The following is a 19,419-nucleotide window of genomic DNA, read 5'->3' on the forward strand; positions in this document are numbered from 1 at the left end:
TATTAATTAGCTACTTTTACCATTGTATGTCTTATTATTTTTTCACCTTTTTTATATCCTTTTTGGAAGACTTCAGCTATTACATTTTTATCTAAGCCTTCATCTTCTATATGCATAACTGCATTGTGGAAGTTTGGATCAAATTCGCCACTTGCATCAATCTCTTCAACGCCAAGTTTAACAAATGCATCTTGACAACCCTTCATTGTCATTTCAACACCTTTTTTAAGATCATCTACATTTCCTTCTGCTGCCATAGCTCTTTCTAGATTATCTATTACAGGAAGGATTTCCTTTATTACATCTATATATGCATCTGCATATATGCTTTCTTTTTCTTTTGTTGTTCTCTTTCTATAGTTATCATATTCAGCTGTCAATCTAAGCAATCTGTCTTTAGTTAGATCTAATTCCTCTTGCATTTTCTTATTTTCTTCTTTAAGTTTCTTGGTCATGTTAAGTTCATCCTCTTCTTCAACCTCATTTGTATTTTCAGCAGTATTCTCCATTACTTCCTCATCTTTTAATTCAGTGTCTTCATTTACTTCTTCATTTAAATTTTCTTCTTTAATTTCTTCATTTTTTAAATCTTTATTATTTTCCATTAGTTTAAGCACACCTCGTCTCTGATATATAAAATCTAGATTTTATTTAACATGATCATTTAATATATTATTAAGTTCTTTAACAACTTCACTCATTATAGCTATTACTTTTGAATAATTTATTCGTCTTGGTCCAATAAGTCCAATTTTTCCTATTGGTCTATTTCCAAAAGAATATTCAGCTGATATTATGCTACATTCTTTAGCCTGAGGTTTATAGTTTTCTTCTCCAATACTTATAGTAATGTCATCTTGCGGATTAAATAATTCCATAACAGCTTGCTTATCACTTAATAATGAAAGTAATTCCTTTGCTTTATCTATATCATGATATTCTGGATAATTAAATATATTTGTTGCGCCATCCATGAATACTTCTGATGAATCAGCATCATTTAATGTCTCATATAGGCTTGGTAATATTGCATTAAATATTTCTTCATATTCAACCAAATCCTTTTTAAGATTATTTATTACTTCAAGGTTTATTTCTGCTATAGAAAGATTAACCAATCTATTATTTAATACCTCATTAATTTTATTTAATGCAGCTAAAGTTGGCATCTTATTTAATTTCATTACATGATTCTTTATAAGACCTGTATCTGTTAAAAATATAGTTACTAGACTGTTCTCATCAACTCTTATAAGCTGTATTGATTTTATAAAACTCTTTTTAACTGATGGAGCCTCAATAATACATGTCAAATTTGTTAATTCTGATAATAAAGCACTTGTTTGCCTTACTACCTTATCAACTTCAAGCATTGCAGAATCTATAATATATTGCTTTATTCTTAGATCTTCTTCTGCTGTAAGCATTTGGCTATCCATGAGTTTATCAACATATAGCCTATAGCCCTTACTTGATGGAATTCTTCCCGCTGAAGTATGAGGTTGCTCTAGATATCCCATAGCTTCAAGATCTGACATTTCATTTCTTATTGTCGCAGAACCAATTCCTAAATCATAATTTTTAGCAAGAGTTCTTGATCCTACAGGATCTCCAGTACGAATATAATCATTGATAATAGCTTGAAGTATTTTTATTTTTCTATCATCAATCCTCATAATCTCACCTCTTTTGTTAGCACTCGTCATCATCGAGTGCTAATGACTATGGTTTTAATATATTCTTTCTTAACTTTTTTGTCAATCCTGTTTATTTTTAAAAATATTAATTATAGCTTATATTTATTAGATTTTCCCATGCTATCTTTAACTTTCTGCTTTTTTCTCTGATTTTCTATCGTATGTATTTAAGACTGTTATGTTAATATAAAATCACTCATAACATAATTACTTAACTCAATTCCTTTAGAAGTCAAATATATATTCCCCTTTTCATTAGCTAATAATTCTTCATCCATATGTTTTTTTATTACCTCTGCATACACATCATATATATTTCTATTAAATCTTTCCTTAAATTCACAAATATTTATTCCATTAATCATTCTAAGTCCCATAAACACAAATTCTTCCATACTATCTTCTAAAGTATTTGTATGAACTTCTTCTTCAACACTTTTCTCTTCATTTATATTTTTTATATATTCTTCTATATTATCAATATTCTTAAATCTAGCATTATCTATAAAAGAACTTGCTGAAACTCCTACGCCTAAGTAATCTTCACATTTCCAATAAATTTTATTGTGGAAACATTCTCTATCTTCTTTAGCGTAATTTGATATTTCATATTGCTTATAATTATTCTTACTTAATATTTCTTTTGTGATTTTATACATTTTCCTTTCAGTATCTTCATGAGGAAGATTAAGTTTATTAGAATTATATAGTTTATAAAAACATGTACCTTCTTCTATTATTAGACTATATGCGGATATATGGTCTGGATTTAATTTAATTATTTCTAATAATGTATTTTTCCACTCTTCTAGGTTTTGATTCGGCAGACCAAACATCAAATCTACATTAATATTGTCAAAACCTAGTTGTCTTGCTAATAAAAAATTCTTTTTAAATATTTCATATGTATGGATTCTTCCTATATCTTTTAGTAAAGAATTATTAGTTGATTGTAAACCAATACTAAGTCTATTTACATTATGAGTTTTCATTATCATTAATTTTTCTTTTGTTAGAGTTCCCGGATTACATTCAATGGTAAATTCAATATCTTCTTTAAATTTCAACTCGTTCAATGTTTCAAGTAAACTTTTTAAGGCTTTTTCATCAAGATATGATGGAGTTCCGCCGCCAATAAATATACTTCTTATGGTATATCCTTCTGCTTTTTCTAATATTTCTTTATTTAATGCTTCCACATACACATCTATATATTTTTCTTTTCCTGAATAAGAAGGAAAATCACAATACATACATTTTTGTTTGCAAAAAGGTATATGGACATATAACGCTATTTCTTTCATAATAACTCCTCCAAATATTTGAATATATTAATTATAGTCTCTTATATTTATTATTTTAATCTATATCACATAGATGATATCATATAATAAAAAATACATGTTTATTTCTATATAAAAAATAAACATGTATCATATTTCTAAAATAAGCTACTTGGCTATAAGTTTTTCTGCTTGTTCCTTTAATAATTCAATTTTACTGTCCGAGTCCACTACAGAGAAATTATAAACATCAATAAAATTATAAAAATAGTTTGCAAATGCTATTTTCTTACTACGAGCTATATTAAATCCTTTTCCTATTTTTTCCAAAAACTCAACTTCTTTTTCTTCATATTCTCCATCAATAAGTGCTAATCCTACTAGTTCAAAATAGATAATCTCTTTAGACCTGTCATTTGATCCACTTAATAATGTAAATACATCTTCAATCTTTGAATCATTTATATCGGATTCTTTTAAATTCAATTCCTTTAGATAATCAATATATAGGTCCTTTTCTTCCTTAGAAAAAGTTTCATCTATATTTGCAAGCTGCTTTACTAATTTGATAAATGCTATCCCCTCATCCTTTTTTAATTCATTTAAAAACATATATTCATCCTCCTTTTACATATACCTGTTATTATCCATTTTAATTAAATATATACAAATTTTAATTCCTATATTAATTTTAATGCACAATAAACATTTTATAAATAGCTTTTTTGCATTTACAAATATTCATTGTGCATAATTTTATTTAAATATATTAATCTACTTTCAAGACTGACATAAATGCTTCTTGTGGAACTTCAACAGATCCTACCTGTCTCATTCTCTTTTTACCTTCTTTTTGCTTTTCAAGAAGTTTCTTCTTTCGTGAAATATCTCCACCATAACATTTAGCTAATACATCTTTTCTCATAGCTTTTACTGTTTCTCTTGCTATAATTTTAGATCCCACAGCTGCCTGAATAGGAATTTCAAATAATTGTCTTGGAATGATTTCTTTTAGCTTTTCTGCTATCGCTCTTCCCTTATGATATGCTCTTTCATCTGGTACTATCATAGACAGTGCATCAACTACATCTCCATTTAATAAGATATCTAATTTAACCAACTTGGTTGTAGTATATCCCTTCATTTCATAATCTAGAGATGCATATCCTCTAGTTCTAGATTTTAATGTGTCAAAGAAATCATATATTATCTCATTTAAAGGTATATCATAATTTACAACAGCCCTAGTTTCTTCTATATATTGCATGTCAATATATGTTCCTCTACGATCCTGACATAACTCCATTACAGCTCCAACATACTCTTTTGGAGTTATAATAGATGCTTTAACTACAGGTTCTTCCATATAGTCTATTTCAGTCATAGGAGGTAAATTAGTTGGATTGGTTATTTCTAACATTTCTCCATCTGTTTTTATAACTTTATATATAACTGATGGTGCAGTTGTAATTATATCTAGATTGAATTCTCTTTCAACACGTTCTTGAATTATTTCCATATGCAATAACCCTAAAAATCCACATCTAAAACCAAATCCTAAAGCAACTGATGTTTCTGGCTCAAAATTAAGGGCTGCATCATTTATCTGTAATTTTTCCAATGCTTCTTTTAACTCATCATATTTAGCTCCATCAACTGGATATATTCCTGAATAAACCATAGGAATAGCTGGCTTATATCCAGGAAGTGCTTTGTCTGTTGGTCTTGCTGCTTCAGTTATTGTATCTCCAACTCTTGCATCTCTTACATTTTTTATTGATGCAGTTACATATCCAACATCACCTGCGCTAAGTTCCTTTATTGGAAGCACTCCTGGTGTAAATACTCCAACTTCAGTAACATCATATACTTTATTAGTGGCCATTAATTTAATTTTATCACCAATTTTTATCTTTCCATCCTTAATTCTTACTATACATACAACGCCCTTGTAACTATCATAGTAAGAATCGAAAATCAATGCTTTAAGAGGTGCCTCTTCATCGCCTTCTGGCGCTGGAATATTTTTAACTACTGATTCTAATACATCTTTTATATTTAAACCAGTTTTTGCTGAAATCATTGGTGCTTCTTCTGCATCTATTCCAATAACATCTTCAATCTCTTGTTTTACTTCATCAGGTCTTGCAGATGGTAAATCTATTTTATTTATTACTGGTGCAATCTCAAGATCATTATCTAATGCTAAATAGCAGTTAGCTAATGTTTGTGCTTGAATACCTTGTGTTGCATCAACTACTAACAATGCGCCCTCACATGCTGCTAAACTTCTTGAAACTTCATAATTAAAGTCCACATGACCTGGAGTATCAATTAAATTAAGAATGTATTCCTGTCCGTCATCTCTTCTATATACAAGTCTTGCTGCTTGTGATTTTATTGTAATTCCTCTTTCTTTTTCTATCTCCATATTATCTAGAACTTGTTCCTGCATTTCCCTTTCAGTTAAGGTTCCAGTAGTTTCAAGTAATCTATCTGCAAGGGTTGACTTACCATGATCAATATGAGCTACTATTGAAAAATTTCGGATATATTTTTGTCTTTCACTTTTCATATAAATAAACCTTAATCAATTCACAATTAATAGTTTATACCTTTTATGGCACACAAACTGGCAATTCACAATTTTATAATGATGAAATTACTTTTTAATTTCTTTAAGATATTTTTTATAATACCTTTTTCATAAGATTTAAAATTAATAAACTATTTATTAATTTTTTTAATCTTCTATATTATTTAAAATATCATCAAAATTTTTAACTGTGATCTGCTAACTGTTAACTGTCAATTGTATTGGTTTTCTCACCCCCGTTTAATTAAATCAGCTAAATTATATCATACCTACCTTTAAAAAGGCTATAAGTTTTATACTTATTATTATTTTAAGGCAATTTATTATTTATTCAACTATTTATTTTAAATATCTTTTATTAATCTTTTATAACGGTATTAATCTTCTCTCTAACATTATTAACTAAGATTTCTACTTGTTTTGTAATATTAGACTGATTAGTTATTCTAAAATTATTTTCACCTATCCTTACTAAAATATCACTATCTTCTTTATATATTTTTAAAAATGAGTTATCTTTTATAAAGTTTGAAAAATCTTCGCCAAATTCTTCACTTACCAATTGGTAGTTTTCATTGGTATTTCCAAGTGGCGATAAAGAACTTGTATTTTTTATATTTATAGATATTATTCCGCTCATCATTAAAAATAAAATTATAATTGAAGGCATAACTTTTCTAGTAATGTACTTCTTTTTCATATATTTCATCTCCTCGTTAAAATTAACATACGTTAAAAGAAAATTTATCTAATATTATTTCCATATTAAAAAACGCTATACAAAAAAATTAAGCTAATATCTTATTAGAAAGAATATAGCTTAATTTTATCAGACATTTCATCCTAATTATTACCATTTAAAATCTCAGCAATAACTCTTGCCATGCATTCAGCTGTTACCTGTGATTCCTGTGGAGTATTATAATGTGACCCTATTTCTAAGAGTACACTATTGTCACTTTTACTTTGATTAAATGCGTTTTTTCCCCTCGGATAAGTAGTTATTTCCCTCGGTAATGTTGGAAATAACTCTTTTGTTTTATTAAAAATCTTTTCTGTAATCTCTTTATTTTTCTCATATCTCTCGCTATTTTGGGCCGTAACAAGAGCCATTCTTGCTGCACTCTTTCCATAAATCTCAGTTGTAGTAATACTTTTATTTGTAATAGAATCTCTATGAAGATCTATTATAAGCCTAAAATCTCCATATTTATTTAGATATTTGTCTACTGTCTCACTTGATCTAGCATAGCTGTCATTATATGATATACAGTGATCTGTCTTATCATGTATCACTGATATACCATATTTTTCTTCCAATTCTTTAGCTAACACATCCCCTACACCAACTACATTTGTTTCCTCATTTATGCTGTCCGGCTCTTCTTGGGAATAGTTTTCATGGGTATGAGTATGATAAATCAATATTTCTGGTTTAGATGCATTAAGAGTTTTCTTTAACGCAGCGTTATAAATTTGGTCTCCTATTGTAGATTCATTCAAATTTATTTTTGATATACTATCTTCATTTATTTTATAAGAATCAAATGTAAGTCTTTCTTTACTTTCACCTGAATCAGTGGAAAATATGTTGAATAAACTTATCTCTTTATTAATTATATTTCTAGACGTAAAGTTATTGATTCCTGTCGCTTCCATAAGTATATATTTTAATGAAATTCTATTTTCAGCATAGTTACCTTCATCATAAATTTGATTTTCTATAATTGGCATCCCAAAATTCAATAACTGCACATACGCAAAAGCGCCTCTTTCATTATTATTTTTTAATACTTCGTAAACCCTAACAAAAGATATCGTTGTAATAGTTAACAAAACTATTATCAGTATGTTTGATACTTCATTCGTTTTAATATTCTTTTGTTTAATTCTTTTTTTTCCTAATTGGTTCATATAAAACACCTCAATTTTCATTGAACTCTTTTATATGTATATTAGGTAATTTACATAATTATTCTATAAAATATTTATTAGTGAGAAGAATTTAATGGCTGCTTCTCACCATTTTTATCAGTGTAAAAGATCCGAATTGCGGCATAGCCGCTCTTTTTATTAGTGATAAGTTCCGAATTGCGGCATAGCCGCTCTTTTTATTAGTGCATAAATTTATTTATATCATCCATATCCATATTGGGCTGGAGGGATATATTTATACCATCTGCTATTATTTTAGAAAGAGAATCTATCACTAAATCTATATCTTTAGGCGTAACAAACATATCTCCAAGTGATTTAGAATATAATACTTCTTTTATTAATGATTGTTTCTCATTTCTATCTAAATTTTTTAGCATATTATAGAACTCGCTACCAGACTGAGTAGAGTTTATCAATGAATCTAATACTAGATCAATTGTATCATTTGCAATTGTAACAGCATCTACCACAGTTGGAACTCCTATAGCTATAACCTTAACGCCTAAGTTTTCTTCATTTATCTGTTTTCTATTATTTCCAACACCAGCTCCTGGTGATATTCCTGTATCACCAATTTGTATTGTTCTATTAACTCTTTCAACTCTTCTTGCTGCTAATGCATCAATACATATTACAAGCCCTGGCTTAGTTTTTTCTACAAGCCCTTTAATTATTTCAACAGTTTCTATTCCAGTTATCCCAAGTACTCCTGGGGCTATTGAAGATACTGGTCTTACACTGTCATCCATAACTTCTGGCATTACTGATTTTAAGTGACGTGTTACCATAATTTTTTCTGCTACTTTTGGTCCTAACGCATCAGGTGTTACATGCCAGTTTCCAAGACCTATAACTAAAGCATTTTTTGTATAGTCTATATCCACCAATCTCGATAATGATTTTCCAACGACTTGTGCTACTTTATCCATAGTTTCTCCGTCATAAGCTGTGAAATCTGGTATATCAATTGTAATATAACTTCCTACAGGTTTTCCTATTTTTTGAGCTCCTTCTTCATTTTTTACTTTTACTGTTGTTATATTTACTTCATCCTGCTTTTCATTTATTACTTCTATTCCTTCAATTTCATTATTATTATTTTTTTGCTTATATATTTCTCTAGCCTCTAAAGCTAAATCTGTTCTTACATTTATCATAACATCACCTCACAAATATAATCATTCTATTTTTCCTCTCTCTTTTAAATTTAATACTTGAATTACATAACTTTTGGTGCTATAATAAAGTTTGTTGAATATGAACTCGTACGCAGATTTCCCCAAAAACTGCAGAGACCCTATAAAAATTTAAGGGGGTGAATGAAGAATGGCAAATATTAAATCAGCAAAAAAGAGAATTAAAGTTATCGAAACTAAGACTTTAAACAACAGAATGATTAAATCAGCTTTAAAAACTACTATAAAGAAGTTTGAAGCTGCAGTTGAAGCTAAAAACGTTGAAGACGCAAAAGCTTTATTTACATCTGTTACTAAGTCATTAGATATGGCTGCTTCTAAAGGAGTAATCCATAAGAATATGGCTGCTAGAAAGAAATCAAGATTAGCTGCAACATTAAATGCAATGGCATAATCTATAACCCACCTTTAATGGTGGGTATTTTTCTGTTCAAAAGCAAAGTTAAAGGAATCGGTTTATCCAATTCCTTTATCTATTTAGGCACTGTTAAAGTATTTATTAATAAAAATTCCATTTCCATATCTTTATCAAAACCTGTAGATTTTAAATTTTTTTCTGTTCTAACACAAAGTTTAATTAACTCCATCAACTGTTTTTCAGAAAAACTTTTACTTTGAATTATTAGTTTTTCACATACGAATTGAGGAATTCTGAATTTCGAAACAAAATCATCAACTTTTTTTCCACTTATAAGCCCAATCTTAATTTCATATAAACGATAAAAATGTCTTTCTATAGCCGTAATCATTAACATATGCTGATCAGATTTATATAAAATATCTTTCATTATGTCTATTGCTCTATCTATCTTCCTTTGCGCTATAAGTTCAACCAAGTCAAATACATCATCTTCATTACTATTTGTAATTAGCAAATCAATATCATTTTTCTTTATCTCACGTCCATCTGTATATGATATTAATTTATCCACTTCTCTTTTTATTATATCAAAGTTATTTTGAACTTTCTCACAAAAATAACTTAATTCTGTCCTTCCTATTCCTTTATCTCTTTCTTTAAAAACTTCATTAACTTTTTTTATGTACCTGTCTCTCTTTAACTTATCACAAAAAACTACTGATAAATTTTTACCTAATTGAGTTAACTTTTTATTTTTATTAGGCTTATCTCTTTTATCTTTAAATAAATAGTACATTATTAAAATTGTATAGGGTGGCAAATCTTCTATATATTTTTTTATTTCATTATATATTTTTGTTCCTGATGAATCACTTTTTTCTTGAAGAAAATTAGCTCTATAAATGATAACCACTTTTTTCTCACTCATAAACGGCATAGTCTCACATGCATTAAATATGTCATCAAACGTTGTATTCATTCCATCTATTTTTATCAAATTTAATTCTTCTAATTCTTTTTCAACTGTTTTTTTTACAACAAGATTTACTCCATCTTTAATTAACTCTTCATCTAATCCACAAAATACATATCCATTTTTTATATTGCCTTTCTCAATTTCTTGCTCATAAAATTCATAATTAATCACTTTATTTCCTCTCATTCTATCTTCACAGTTTATATATCATTAATAAGTGTATAATCTTTTAAAATATCCTATATATCTGATCCTGAAAGATTATAATTTTTTTCACCTTACCGTCTTTAAAATTTATTATATCACAATCTTCAGACTCATATTTATTCATGGTCATTTTTAAAAAATATTTTTCATCATTAACATATAAAATATAATTTTGACCTTTAGATTTAATATTGCATATGTCTTCTATATATATTTCATCTACATCTCTATATAAATGTGTTGCATGTGATATCTTTGAAAGTCTTTTAATATCTATTGGATTTTTATTGGTGATTAATATATTCCTCCCCATATGACTAAACACTATTGCCCCTTCTCTATAATACTCTATATATGGCAATGGACTATAAATCTGTATTATTATAATTATCATAGATATAACTGGTAGATATATGAATTTCTTATATCCCTTTCGATAAAAATAAAAGCAAAATAGTAAAATACAATAAAAAAACGCTACATAATCATTACTGTAAAACATAGGTAGGGTAATATTCTCAAATATATTCACCATGTAATCAAAAATATTCACTAGTTTCAGCATTAAATAACAAATAAAATCAAATACTGGTACGCATGAATATGTTAATATCAAAAGATTTCCAAGTATTACAATAGCATTGACAAATGGTAATAAAAATATATTTCCTATTATAAAGTTTAGAGAAAAATCATTAAATATAACCATTAAATAGGGTATAGTTAAAATTTGTGCACTTAACGTTATACTCACTGTCTCTCTCAAATTTTTCTGAAGTTTATATAGTAAATTATTCAGCTTTTTATTATATAATATTATCCCTATAGTTGCCAAGAATGATAACTGGAATGATATTTCAAAAGCAGAATATGGAGATAGCATTAAGATTATAATCCCCGACAAGCTTATAGATGATAATGAATTATTATTTCTTTGAAAAATATCTGCTCCTTCTACAGCTGCCAGCATTATGAATGCCCTTATACAAGAATACTCACTACCTGTTAAAATTACATATAAAATAGTTCCTAAAAGCCCCAACTTATTTCCTGTTACTTTTTTAATAAATGCATAAACTATTGCTACATGTAATCCAGACACACTAATACTATGTATTATTCCAAAGTTTTTCATATCATTTTCATCTTCTTCATCCAAATATTCTTTATATCCAAAAGAGATAGATGATATTAATGCTGATTTTCTTTGTCCTAGATTCTCTTTCAATAATTCATAAACATTGTATTTCATTTTATATATGTTTGTAATCCAATCATCTTCTATTGGAATACACTTTTCTACTAAAACTTCTCCTACAATTCCTTTTGACTTATCTGTATTGCTTTGAGCTTTACCTTGAATATAATACCTTTTTGAAACCTCTAAATCACTATCTTTTAAATCATCTAATATTATTTTTTTTCCATTACAAGTTGAAACAATATCATAAGAAGTCATTTGCTTTATTCTAACAATTCCATTAAATTTCTCATCAATACTATAATATGAAACATTAATTAGAATTCCTATAATAAAAATGATCAACATTAGAGAAGAAAAATTAATTCCGCAGTTGTAAATTAATATAATAAAAAAGGAGGTTACAACAAAAATTGTAAGCCCCCTATAGTCACCATTAAGTCCATAGCATATACAACTCATTAATAAGCTGATAAAAATATATACTATTGGATTTCCTATATCTTTTACTTTTTTTAGAGTCATTAGCTCACCCATATTCTTATATTTCTCATATTTATGAGTTTTGCCACTTTTCTGATAAAATTTCATATGTAAGCAAAATAACTATTGAAATTATAATTTCAATTATTATTATATCTCTTATGATAATACCATTAATAAATGTTATTAAAAATGCAGAAATAAGTATTATAAATAATGTAACTATTCCAAGTGTCAATTCATTTGATATTTTCCTTATTGAGACTTTGTTGTTTAATAGTGTAAATATTAAAGCATCTGTTCCTAGAAATATCAAAGGAATTATTTGTCCTTCTGAAGGTTCAACTTTATAAATAGAAATTAATGTTATTATACTTACTACAATTGACCTTATTATCATACCAATTATTGATACTTCTTTTCCTGATCTCAATACTGTAATAATTGATAATGGAATCATTACTATAGCATTTACTATTAACATTATCCAAAAATTCATTATACCTATTTGTCCCAAAATTAAACATCCAGATAAAATTATTAATTCTGATAATACTGTCATAAAAAACAATTTTAAAGCTCTTTGAATGTTTGTTTTTATTTCTTTAGAGTATTTTCTTATATTAAATAAACCTTCTAAATAGTTATCTTTAATATAAACATCAGATATCTTTTTAACCATCTCAGTTGCTTCACCTTTACTAATTCCAACATTAGCCAAGTTTAAGACAGGTATATCATTTAAGTTTTCTCCAACTGTCGCAACCTTATATCCATCTTTAACAAATAGTGCAACAATTTTTGCTTTTATTTCTGGAGTAACTCTACAGAATACTCTAACTCTCCCAACAAGCTCTTTAAACTCATCTTGATTTAACGAGTCTAATTCTATGCCTGCTACTACTTGATTTTTATTTCTTATAATCTCACATTTTAAGCAATTGGTAATTGCACTTAATTTACTTTCCTCAGTAAATAATATTGGAACAATACCTCTATCTTTTATATTCCTAATGTCATTTTTTATATTATGTATTAATGGATTTTCTAATCCTGCAATACCTACAAAAACCATATTGCTTTCAATATTTTCTGATTTAGAAGGCTGATAATTAAAATTTCTATAAGCAAATCCTTGAGTTATTAAACCTTCTGTAGAAAAACTCATATCTATAAGTTTTATTCTATTTCTTATTTCATCTGTAAGCTCTCTTTCAATACCTTCCAGCATAATATGTGTGCATTTATCTAACACAATATCTAAATTTCCTCGCGTGTTAGCCCTATATCTTCCTTTGACATTTGTAACTACAGTAAAAAGCTTTTTATCAGGATCCATTGGTATCTCAAATAATTTAGTATTATTAATATCAACAGCTGATTTAAATACTTTCTTTCTAGCTGCATATCCTAAAAATGCAACCTCTGCTAAATCTCCTGTGCCAGTACCTTCAGCTACATTATAACTTGAATTATTACAAATCAAAGAAATTTCAAGCAATCTATCAGAAGTTATTTCTTTTTTATATGTATCATCTTTACCTATTATACTTTCATTTACATATATTCTATCAACGACCATCTCTTCTTTACTTATTGCACCTATTTTATCTAAGAATAATATGTCTATATCATTCACTAGATTAAAAACAGAAAAATTAATAATCTCAATATCATCTTTTGCATATTGGTTTATTATTAAATTATATGATAATATAGCAACTACAGATAATGGCATGCAACCTATTGCAAATAATGCTTTTGTAAAAAATGTTTTATCTGCATCTTGTCCAGATATTATAAAAAACATTCCTACTGAAATTATTATAATAAAGAATATCAATAAATATTTTTCTACGATATTAGTAGTCATCTTTTTAAAACTATGCTTTCTTGTATTAGCTGATTTAAACATAGCTAATAGTTTTCCTATTTGAGTTGAATTTCCAACTTCAATAACAACACCTATTCCACTTCCATCACATACTGTTGAACCTTTGAACAACAAGTTTTTCATATCTGAAATAGATAAGTTACCACTTAATATTTTATTTTCAAATTTTTCTTTTAATAAATCTTCTCCAGTAATAGTCTTCTCATTAACCCTTAAATGATCAGATTTTATTATTCTTATATCTGCTGGTATTAAAGAATTCCTAGAAAATCGAACAATATCTCCAACTACAAGTTCTTCACTTTTTATTATCTTTTCCATTCCATCTCTTATAACCACAGTCTCAGTTGAATTCAACCTTTGTAAATTTGATACTTCCTTATCTCTTTGAAGAAAATATAACGTATTTATCCCCATATCACTTATTAGTATTCCTATGATTATAAGACCTGGTATATATTTTTGAAAAACAAATAATAAAATTGCAATTATTATCTTTATAATAGTATATTTTTCTTTTAAAGAATTTAATATGTATTTATATATTTTTGTTTTATCTGGTAAATCAATTTTATTTGATCCTTTTCTTCTCCTTATTATTTCACAGTCCTTTTCACTTAACCCCATCTCAATATCACTATTTAAAAGCTGAACAATCTGCATCCAAGAACTGTTGCAATATCTTTCCAAAATAACCCCACCATCCTAAATTAATATTTATTATTAAATTAAATCACTATAATTATTTCGATAAAAAAATTTTAATATTAACATACTTCTTTAATATAATTTTTGTATTTTATTACAAAACTAATTTATATTATAAAGCTTTACTATAAAAAAGGCAAAACACTCTTTTTAATTATAGTTTAACTAATAATATTGGATTTTTCTATCACTTTTTAGTTTTTGGATTAAATATAAGAGAAGCTAAATATCCAAAGAATATAGATGCAGTAATTCCTGCTGCACCACCTTTAATTCCACCAGTAAATGCTCCCCAAAAACCAATTTCTTTTACTTCTTTTATAGCTGCTTTAGCAAGAGCATTTCCAAAACTCGGAAGTGGTATTGTAGCTCCTGCACCGCCAATTTCTATTAATTTATCATACCATCCAAATGCACCACAAATAGCTCCTATTGTTACAAATGCTACTAATATTCTTCCTGGAGTTAATTTTGTAGTGTCAATTAATATTTGACCTATTACACAAATAATTCCCCCAACAACAAATGCACTTATATATTCCATTGTTATCTTCCTTTCAATCAATTCATTTCAATAGCAACAGCATGCGCTATTCCTGGTATAGTTTCACCCTGAAGCGATGATGTAGTACTCATTAAAGCTCCTGTTGAAACTAATAAAACTCTTTTTATTTCTTTTTTCATCAGTTTCTTATATAAATATCCTGTAAATACAACTGCCGAGCATCCACATCCGCTTCCGCCAGAATCAGTATTTTGCTTTTCATTATCAAAAATCATTTCTCCACAATCTATATGCACACCTCTTATATTATATCCAAGCTCCTCTATTAATTTATCGGCTAATTCTTTTCCTACAACACCTAAATCACCAGTTGCAATAAAATCATAATCACTAGGCTTTCTTCCTGTATCCTTAAAGTGCTTTGCTATAGTGTCTGCTGCTGCTGGTGCCATAGCTGCTCCCATATTATTAGGATTTTTTTGTTCAAAATCTTTTACTTTTCCAGTAGTTACATATGTTATTTGTGGATAATTCCCTTCGTGTCCTAATACTAATGCTCCTGATCCTGTAACTGTCCATTGAGCTGTCTTAGGTCTTTGTGAACCATATTCTAAAGGAAATCTAAACTGTCTTTCAGCCGAACTAAAATGTGATGATGTTGCTGCAACAACATATTTTGCAAAACCTCCATCCATTATAAGTGATGCTAAACTTAACGATTCTGACATCGTCGAACAAGCTCCATACAATCCAAAAAATGGAATACTAAATTCCCTTGCTGCAAAACTTGATGATATGATTTGATTTAATAAATCCCCAGAAAACAAATAATTTATATCTTTCTCTTTAAGATGAGCTTTATTTATAGCTTCAGAAATAGCTGTAAACATCATTTGACTTTCTGCCTTTTCAAAACTATCTTCTCCATAAGTATCATCACTTAAAACTTGATCAAAATATCCACTTAGAGGTCCTTCTCCTTCTTTAGGTCCAACAATTGAATGTGTTGCTATTATTTTAGGTGGATTCTCTAATTTTACAGTCTGCTCTCCTAATCTTTTATTTATTGTCATTTTTCACACTCCCTTATACAATTCAAAGTTCACAATTCACAATTTTTATATAGCTAACAGTTGACAAGTGACAATTAATTTAGAAATCTAAAAAAGATTTCTTTATTTTAATATTGCATATGGTGCTATCGCATAAAATAATTTGCGTATGCTCCTTTTTGTGGATGTTACAAACTAAAATTTATATTTTAAACGTGAAGATATAAAAATGGTGAATATCTCAAAGTTATAAATTTTACATTCTACAAACTTCATCAAAACATAAAATTTAGAAAGCTTAAATCTTTTTTTCTTAACTATAATCTATTCATTCATACTCTTTCTCTCTTAAATCAAAATTTGTAAGCGCGACAGTCACAAGCAGCTTTTAATAATGTATAAACATTATTTTTCTATTTAAATTATGAATTGTGCATTTTGAACTGTGCATTGTCTTAAAATAATCCAATAACATAATATATTATTCCTATTATTACAGATGTACCTATTCCATATACTAATACAGGTCCTGCAATAGTAAACATCTTTGCTGCTACTCCAAAAATATATCCTTCTTTTTTAAATTCTATTGCCGGTGCAACTACTGCATTAGAAAACCCTGTAATTGGAACTACAGTACCAGCACCACCAAAACTAGCCATTTTACCATATATACCAGTTCCTGTTAATACTGCACCTATAAATACCATTATTATAGGAACTATATTCATTACTTGTTCTTTTGGATAACCAAAACTTTCAATTATATTCATAATTAATTGTCCAATATCACATATAATTCCACCAACCAAAAAGGCTTTTAAGCAATTCTTGAATATTTCTGATTTAGGAGTTGCTTCTTTAGCCATCTGCTTATATTTATTTTTTATTTGTTCTTCTCTTCTTTTACTATTGCTGCTCATTTTTCACACTCCTTTTTCTTATATGATTATTATTCACATTTTTTTTTAAATTAATTATGTTATATTATTCCACAACATAAATCAGGGATGTAGAAAGTTTAGAGTGAGATAACCGAAATAAAACTCATAGTATCTATATTATTTCTGTTATAAATGAATATATTTTTTTAATTAATGAATAGTTATCTATATGTTAAAGATTAAATAATTTAATCTTTTATCAATTTTTAAAAGTAATAAGTCTATGAATATAAAATTTTGATTATTATCTAAACGTAGAAGAAATTTTTAAAGTGAAATATCTTCAGCAGTAGATGAAGATGATCTAAGATAGCCTATCTTGTTAGTTTTGTACATCATCAAGCATTATATACCAAGGAAATACGCACTTTTATTAGTAGCATCATAAGTTATAATAATTGATTGAAAACTGTATTTTAGGTATTGAATATTTACCAAAATATAAATTACATTAAATAATGGGTTTAGAGAAAAACAAAGAAATTCAATATATGATAGGCGTAGTATTGTATTAAGAAATTTAAGCTTTTAACTTCTTAGACAGAGGCTGTTCCAAAATTATTTGTCCAACACTTGCTGTTGGAGCAAATTGTTTTGGGTACAGCCTTTGTCTTTAGATGTTTTAGCTTAAATTCCCCTACAATCGAGCCTATCATATATTGAATTTCGGTGTTATCCACTAAACTATGATTCTACGTCCCTTATTTATATTATAAACATTCATATTTTCTTATTCTTCTAATCTTTTTTTCATCTGAGCTAGAACCTTTTTCTCTATTCTAGATACTTGTACTTGACTTATTCCTAACATCTTTGCTACCTGAACTTGTGTTTTATCTTTAAAGTATCTAAGCATTATGATTTGCCTAGCCTTTTCATCTAGGCTTCTTAATGCTTCTTTAAGTGCTATTCTTTCAATTAAATTATCATCACATTTCTTTTCTTCACTTAACTTATCAATTAATAAAACTGGCGCTCCATCATCCTGATGTATAGTATCATATAAATATTGAAGACTATTTGCTGATTCAATAGCAAATATTATTTCTTCCTTATCTACACCTGCATATTCTGCTAATTCTTCAATTGTTGGACTTCTTTGTAATGTCTTGCTTAGTTGTTCCTTATAGATGCTAATTTTTCTAGCTAAGCTTTTTACATTTCTACTAACTTTAATCATTCCATCATCTCTTAGGAATCTCTTTATTTCACCTATAATCATCGGAACTGCATATGTAGAAAACTTAACATTATAATCCGTATTAAAATTATTAATAGCTTTAACTAAACCAATAGATCCAATTTGAAATATATCCTCATACTCATATCCTCTATTTAAAAACTTTTTACTAATTGACATAACAAGCGGTAGATTCATTTCTATTAATTTATTCATAGCTTCTGAATCTCCATTTTTCGCTAAATTAAGCAGTTCTGGATTATGGTCATAATTATAAGCCTCTCTTTTTCTATCCTCATTTCCCATATCTTTCACCTAACTTACTATGTTAAATTTTTTCTTAATTACAACCCTTGTTCCAATCCCTTTCTCACTTTCAACATGTAATTCATCCATAAATGTCTCCATCACCGTGAATCCCATTCCAGAGCGTTCTAGATCTGGTCTAGATGTATATAACGGTTCCATAGCTTGTTTGATATCATCTATACCTTTTCCCTTATCAGAAATTGCTATAATCACTTCATTTCCTATTATTTCTGTTTCTATTTTTATCATTTTATCTTTTTCATTCTCATACCCATGTATTATGGCATTAGTCACAGCTTCTGATACTGCTGTCTTTACATCACTCAATTCATCTATTGTTGGATCTAGCTGTGAAATAAACGCTGCTACTGCGACTCTTGCAAATGCTTCATTCTCAGATTTAGCTATAAATTCCAAACTCATTTTATTATCAAACATGATAACCCCTCCATTTAAATACACCCTACTGCTTCTTCTATGGTATTGTATTTTTTTATAACTTTATATAAGCCAGCAAGTTCAAAAATTTTATTTACATTTTTATTTACATTACTTATAAAAAGATTTCCACCTCTATAAGAAATTTTCTTATATCTTCCCATAACTGCTCCGATTCCGGAACTATCCATAAATGAGACTCCCGAAAAATCTAGAATTATATTTTTTGCTTCATTCATATCAATCTTATCATCAATTTTAACTCTAACTTCCTCTGCACTATTATGATCTAGCTCTCCTTTTAAAGTTACAATTAAAATATCTCTTTGCATATTAAAATCTAAAAACATATTTTTATGAGATTACCTTTAATAATTTATGTTAATCTGTAAGGTATTCCCTTACCTCCCCTCTTTATTTTTATATTTTTTATCATCTTTACCATATTTTA

At 27.8% G+C, this 19,419-nt stretch carries 18 protein-coding genes; 1 reads left to right on the forward strand and 17 read right to left on the reverse strand.

The window, feature by feature from the left end; genetic code table 11:
- Positions 1–2: 2 nt before the first annotated feature.
- The 8 genes from grpE to gpr form a co-directional block, all read right to left on the reverse strand.
- Complete coding sequence (gene grpE, locus CNEONATNEC86_RS16745) at positions 3–605, reverse strand: nucleotide exchange factor GrpE (RefSeq protein ID WP_058296297.1); 603 nt, start codon at positions 603–605, stop codon at positions 3–5.
- 42 nt (positions 606–647) lie between these two features.
- Positions 648–1,676: a heat-inducible transcriptional repressor HrcA gene (gene hrcA, locus CNEONATNEC86_RS16750; protein WP_125148249.1), complete on the reverse strand. Its 1,029-nt coding sequence runs from the start codon at positions 1,674–1,676 to the stop codon at positions 648–650.
- Between the two features lie 197 nt (positions 1,677–1,873).
- Positions 1,874–3,001: a radical SAM family heme chaperone HemW gene (hemW, locus tag CNEONATNEC86_RS16755; RefSeq protein ID WP_125148250.1), complete on the reverse strand. Its 1,128-nt coding sequence runs from the start codon at positions 2,999–3,001 to the stop codon at positions 1,874–1,876.
- A gap of 147 nt (positions 3,002–3,148) precedes the next feature.
- Entirely contained in the window at positions 3,149–3,592 is a 444-nt protein-coding gene (locus tag CNEONATNEC86_RS16760) for a tellurite resistance TerB family protein (protein ID WP_159136426.1), read from the reverse strand.
- Between the two features lie 157 nt (positions 3,593–3,749).
- On the reverse strand, positions 3,750–5,555 hold the full coding sequence (gene lepA / locus CNEONATNEC86_RS16765; RefSeq protein WP_125148252.1) for a translation elongation factor 4: 1,806 nt from the start codon (positions 5,553–5,555) through the stop codon (positions 3,750–3,752).
- A gap of 379 nt (positions 5,556–5,934) precedes the next feature.
- Entirely contained in the window at positions 5,935–6,276 is a 342-nt protein-coding gene (locus CNEONATNEC86_RS16770; RefSeq protein WP_307993373.1) for a hypothetical protein, read from the reverse strand.
- A gap of 143 nt (positions 6,277–6,419) precedes the next feature.
- Entirely contained in the window at positions 6,420–7,499 is a 1,080-nt protein-coding gene (locus CNEONATNEC86_RS16775; protein WP_370468883.1) for a stage II sporulation protein P, read from the reverse strand.
- A gap of 191 nt (positions 7,500–7,690) precedes the next feature.
- Complete coding sequence (gene gpr, locus CNEONATNEC86_RS16780) at positions 7,691–8,671, reverse strand: GPR endopeptidase (protein WP_159136427.1); 981 nt, start codon at positions 8,669–8,671, stop codon at positions 7,691–7,693.
- A 169-nt stretch (positions 8,672–8,840) separates the two neighbouring features.
- Here gpr and rpsT point away from each other — a divergent pair, with 169 nt between their 5' ends.
- Positions 8,841–9,104 (forward strand): 30S ribosomal protein S20, encoded by a 264-nt coding sequence (rpsT, locus tag CNEONATNEC86_RS16785; RefSeq protein ID WP_058296305.1) that lies wholly within the window; start codon positions 8,841–8,843, stop codon positions 9,102–9,104.
- Between the two features lie 79 nt (positions 9,105–9,183).
- Here the strand turns inward: rpsT and holA are convergent, their stop codons facing one another.
- The 9 genes from holA to spoIIAA form a co-directional block, all read right to left on the reverse strand.
- A complete protein-coding gene (gene holA / locus CNEONATNEC86_RS16790; RefSeq protein ID WP_125148257.1) occupies positions 9,184–10,218 on the reverse strand; it encodes a DNA polymerase III subunit delta in 1,035 nt (344 codons plus the stop codon).
- A gap of 58 nt (positions 10,219–10,276) precedes the next feature.
- Positions 10,277–11,980 (reverse strand): ComEC/Rec2 family competence protein, encoded by a 1,704-nt coding sequence (locus CNEONATNEC86_RS16795; protein ID WP_159116740.1) that lies wholly within the window; start codon positions 11,978–11,980, stop codon positions 10,277–10,279.
- 31 nt (positions 11,981–12,011) lie between these two features.
- The gene (locus CNEONATNEC86_RS16800) at positions 12,012–14,522 is read right to left on the reverse strand and encodes a P-type ATPase actuator domain-containing protein (RefSeq protein ID WP_159136428.1); all 2,511 of its coding nucleotides are present in this window, start codon (positions 14,520–14,522) and stop codon (positions 12,012–12,014) included.
- A 205-nt stretch (positions 14,523–14,727) separates the two neighbouring features.
- The gene (gene spoVAE, locus CNEONATNEC86_RS16805) at positions 14,728–15,084 is read right to left on the reverse strand and encodes a stage V sporulation protein AE (protein WP_058296308.1); all 357 of its coding nucleotides are present in this window, start codon (positions 15,082–15,084) and stop codon (positions 14,728–14,730) included.
- A 17-nt stretch (positions 15,085–15,101) separates the two neighbouring features.
- The gene (gene spoVAD / locus CNEONATNEC86_RS16810) at positions 15,102–16,118 is read right to left on the reverse strand and encodes a stage V sporulation protein AD (protein ID WP_058296309.1); all 1,017 of its coding nucleotides are present in this window, start codon (positions 16,116–16,118) and stop codon (positions 15,102–15,104) included.
- A gap of 434 nt (positions 16,119–16,552) precedes the next feature.
- The gene (spoVAC, locus tag CNEONATNEC86_RS16815) at positions 16,553–17,020 is read right to left on the reverse strand and encodes a stage V sporulation protein AC (RefSeq protein WP_058296310.1); all 468 of its coding nucleotides are present in this window, start codon (positions 17,018–17,020) and stop codon (positions 16,553–16,555) included.
- A 751-nt stretch (positions 17,021–17,771) separates the two neighbouring features.
- Positions 17,772–18,527 carry an RNA polymerase sporulation sigma factor SigF gene (gene sigF, locus CNEONATNEC86_RS16820; RefSeq protein WP_058296311.1) on the reverse strand — a complete coding sequence of 252 codons (756 nt, stop codon included), beginning with the start codon at positions 18,525–18,527 and terminating at the stop codon, positions 17,772–17,774.
- A gap of 9 nt (positions 18,528–18,536) precedes the next feature.
- The gene (gene spoIIAB / locus CNEONATNEC86_RS16825; protein WP_058296312.1) at positions 18,537–18,968 is read right to left on the reverse strand and encodes an anti-sigma F factor; all 432 of its coding nucleotides are present in this window, start codon (positions 18,966–18,968) and stop codon (positions 18,537–18,539) included.
- Positions 18,969–18,982: 14 nt separating this feature from the next.
- Positions 18,983–19,318 (reverse strand): anti-sigma F factor antagonist, encoded by a 336-nt coding sequence (spoIIAA, locus tag CNEONATNEC86_RS16830; protein WP_058296313.1) that lies wholly within the window; start codon positions 19,316–19,318, stop codon positions 18,983–18,985.
- Positions 19,319–19,419 lie beyond the last annotated feature (101 nt).

This window comes from Clostridium neonatale (genome assembly GCF_900465025.1).
GTDB classification, from domain to species: domain Bacteria; phylum Bacillota; class Clostridia; order Clostridiales; family Clostridiaceae; genus Clostridium; species Clostridium neonatale.

What these genes read in the sequence shown, in the direction of transcription:
- hrcA (WP_125148249.1), bottom strand. Translation starts at nt 1,676, where the DNA reads ATGAGGATTGATGATAGAAAAATAAAAATACTTCAAGCTATTATCAAT.
- rpsT (WP_058296305.1), top strand. Translation starts at nt 8,841, where the DNA reads ATGGCAAATATTAAATCAGCAAAAAAGAGAATTAAAGTTATCGAAACT.
- lepA (WP_125148252.1), bottom strand. Translation starts at nt 5,555, where the DNA reads ATGAAAAGTGAAAGACAAAAATATATCCGAAATTTTTCAATAGTAGCT.
- spoVAE (WP_058296308.1), bottom strand. Translation starts at nt 15,084, where the DNA reads ATGGAATATATAAGTGCATTTGTTGTTGGGGGAATTATTTGTGTAATA.
- hemW (WP_125148250.1), bottom strand. Translation starts at nt 3,001, where the DNA reads ATGAAAGAAATAGCGTTATATGTCCATATACCTTTTTGCAAACAAAAA.
- CNEONATNEC86_RS16760 (WP_159136426.1), bottom strand. Translation starts at nt 3,592, where the DNA reads ATGTTTTTAAATGAATTAAAAAAGGATGAGGGGATAGCATTTATCAAA.
- sigF (WP_058296311.1), bottom strand. Translation starts at nt 18,527, where the DNA reads ATGGGAAATGAGGATAGAAAAAGAGAGGCTTATAATTATGACCATAAT.
- CNEONATNEC86_RS16795 (WP_159116740.1), bottom strand. Translation starts at nt 11,980, where the DNA reads ATGACTCTAAAAAAAGTAAAAGATATAGGAAATCCAATAGTATATATT.
- spoIIAA (WP_058296313.1), bottom strand. Translation starts at nt 19,318, where the DNA reads ATGTTTTTAGATTTTAATATGCAAAGAGATATTTTAATTGTAACTTTA.
- spoVAC (WP_058296310.1), bottom strand. Translation starts at nt 17,020, where the DNA reads ATGAGCAGCAATAGTAAAAGAAGAGAAGAACAAATAAAAAATAAATAT.
- spoIIAB (WP_058296312.1), bottom strand. Translation starts at nt 18,968, where the DNA reads ATGTTTGATAATAAAATGAGTTTGGAATTTATAGCTAAATCTGAGAAT.
- CNEONATNEC86_RS16770 (WP_307993373.1), bottom strand. Translation starts at nt 6,276, where the DNA reads ATGAAAAAGAAGTACATTACTAGAAAAGTTATGCCTTCAATTATAATT.
- grpE (WP_058296297.1), bottom strand. Translation starts at nt 605, where the DNA reads ATGGAAAATAATAAAGATTTAAAAAATGAAGAAATTAAAGAAGAAAAT.
- spoVAD (WP_058296309.1), bottom strand. Translation starts at nt 16,118, where the DNA reads ATGACAATAAATAAAAGATTAGGAGAGCAGACTGTAAAATTAGAGAAT.
- gpr (WP_159136427.1), bottom strand. Translation starts at nt 8,671, where the DNA reads ATGATAAATGTAAGAACAGATTTAGCTTTAGAGGCTAGAGAAATATAT.